The organism is Pyrobaculum sp. (assembly GCF_049971835.1).
In the GTDB taxonomy this organism is placed as follows: domain Archaea; phylum Thermoproteota; class Thermoprotei; order Thermoproteales; family Thermoproteaceae; genus Pyrobaculum.
The window spans coordinates 1-2,433 of record NZ_JBMFKV010000250.1; the positions used below are offsets into that span (position 1 = coordinate 1).

A 2,433-nucleotide genomic window follows, 5' to 3' on the forward strand; every position below is an offset into this window, starting at 1 on the left:
GGAAAATAATAGAAAAACTCATGAAAAGACTACTATAAACCCCTCTTTTTTGACATGTTTATATGTAAGACCAGGAGAATTATACCATGGTAGCGGGGCCCGGATCAATTCGGCGGTTTGCCGCCTTTGAACCGGGGACCTCGGGGCTCCACGGATCGCCGTTATGAGCCCCGCGGCCTACCAGGTTAGCCTAAGCGCGCCGGGCTGGCCCGGCGCGCTTATCTGGCCTACCCCGCTCCCCTCATCGGACCGTGTAACTGAACTTGTGTCTTTAAAAACTTTTCGCTTCTCTCTCCTCGTTTTGCGAAATGATGTGCTTTATTGTATCCATTTTTTGGAATATGTGGTCTTCAGTGCTTCTTATATTTGGGAATTGTTCTTCATGTCTTTGAATTTTCCCATGAGGGTTGTGATGTTGTATCTGCAGATATATCCATTGCCTAGTATGTTGTTAAAGGGAATGTAGGTGTATTTCTGAGCGATCGTGTCAAGCAGTGAATATGATGAGCACCCGGTATTTCTTAAGCTCCATCCTAACATTGGTGGAGCTCGAAGTCGCTGGGAGAGAAGATCTCTTCAGCCACCACTTCGAGCTATGGATTTACATAGCGATGACCTCAGATCTCTTGACTAGGGAAGAGGGGCATAAAGTGTTATGAAAGTCCTCATCTATAGCGATTTCTCTAGCTATCCATTGCGATAATTAAACTACTAATGCTTTATACACAAGATCCATAACGCCGCCGAATGTTAAGTTTTTCCCATACATTTTATTTAAATCGCCGATTATTCCATTAAGTGTACCTTTACACTTGGAGCAAGGCCTGACAACATGCTGAGCGCCATTGTTTATAGCACATTCATACCACAAGCGCGCATATTGCAATCTAAGAGGCTTGAGTTCGTCAGCTAGCATACCGGCTTGCCCACCACAACACCAACTCAGCTGACGATTCTGTGGACACTCAACCTGCTTTTTCACAACGTGTTTCATAATAAACCGTGGTTCTTCGTAAAGATCACCGCCACGCGAGTACTGGCAGGGATCTTGGTACATATAGACGATGTCGCCGTTTGCTTCAGGATTAAGCTTTATCCTACCCTCCTTAATTGCCTTTACTACAAGGTGATGAATGTGGTAGACCTTAATCCCCTCTTTTTCAAGTACAGGTGCTACTACGTTCTTAAAGGCCCTCCAGCCGTGTCCACATTCGCCGAAAATTGCCATCTCTACGCCGAGCTCTCTAGTAGCGTCAATATAGTGTTGTGCTTCAATTTTCATAAGTTTTTCATGAGTCCACAGCCCGAAATTCGCCACTTCGACGCACCTCGTATTAACCGCAAACGGTAACTTTATGGCGTGTAAAAAAGTTAAATAACCCTTTAAAGTCTCTGTATTTAAAAATAGGTCAGCAGATGATGGGAACAGTATAGCCTTGGGCCACTGGCTCCTCTCAACCTCTCCCACCAGCTCCCCTCCTCTAAACTTAAGCATCTTCTTCTGATCATGGCGGTATATGTGAAACTCCACCTCTATCCCTTTTTCATTTTTAATCTCTTTGGCGAAGTATGTTATTATGTTAACCGTAGCCGCAGGAGTGATTCCCATAAGATTACCTGTCTCAATGTGTTTATCTATTGTCACTACTGCGAATCTATTCGCCAGCCCAGCTTCAAATAATATACCTCTTACAACACGTGTAATATCAGCTTGATCTATTCCAAAGGGACATACATAACCACATCTTCTACAAGTTAAACACTGCCAATAATAGGTATATAGTAGTTCTAATACTTTATCATCTACATTCTTACGTCGTTTAACGATATCACGTAACATCTCGGCGCGGCCAACAGGGGAGTTTTTCAAATCTTTTGTAGTAATATATGTAGGACATGCATCAATACATGCACCACAGTGGACACATGTATCAACAGCAATTTTAATATTTCTATTGCGCATATACTCTTCCTTAAGCCTCCTCTCTACATAGCTGTACTTATCAGCTGGAGGCATAATCTCAGCTTTTTTTAGAAGCTTCAGCATGAGGCTCTCCGGAGCCTTGAGAGGCTTTATATTCGACGTATCACCCAGCTTAAATTCGAAGTGGTGCATGTAGGTGATAATATTCTTAGTTATATTGCTTATTATCCGTTTATGAGTAAATGCAAGATTCAAATATATAATAAACTTACAATAATTAATTAATTAAATATAGACCATAAATATAAGTTTTTATAATATAATCATAGTATTTCTATACCTATTATATATAGTACTTTAATTTGTGTAAGAAAAAATATTACCTAGTGACATTGCCTCCATATGCTCGATTTATTTCTCTACGGAGCGCTTTCTTGGATTGCGCTGTTAATGCTATTAATAGGTGTGATTTACAGAATCATAGGTTGGATCTCCCCCCGGGAATACAC

Annotated in this window: 2 protein-coding genes and 1 tRNA gene; 1 reads left to right on the forward strand and 2 read right to left on the reverse strand. The window is 41.3% G+C overall.

Annotated elements, in window-relative coordinates; all coding sequences use genetic code 11:
* Window positions 1-87: 87 nt before the first annotated feature.
* Window positions 88-237, reverse strand: a tRNA-Met gene (locus ACP5J3_RS13245).
* 266 nt (window positions 238-503) lie between these two features.
* On the opposite strand from ACP5J3_RS13245, the gene ACP5J3_RS13250 reads away from it, so the two are divergent.
* The gene (locus ACP5J3_RS13250; protein ID WP_428496118.1) at window positions 504-659 is read left to right on the forward strand and encodes a hypothetical protein; all 156 of its coding nucleotides are present in this window, start codon (window positions 504-506) and stop codon (window positions 657-659) included.
* A 44-nt stretch (window positions 660-703) separates the two neighbouring features.
* Here the strand turns inward: ACP5J3_RS13250 and ACP5J3_RS13255 are convergent, their stop codons facing one another.
* On the reverse strand, window positions 704-2,116 hold the full coding sequence (locus ACP5J3_RS13255) for a (Fe-S)-binding protein (RefSeq protein ID WP_428496119.1): 1,413 nt from the start codon (window positions 2,114-2,116) through the stop codon (window positions 704-706).
* Window positions 2,117-2,433: the final 317 nt, after the last annotated feature.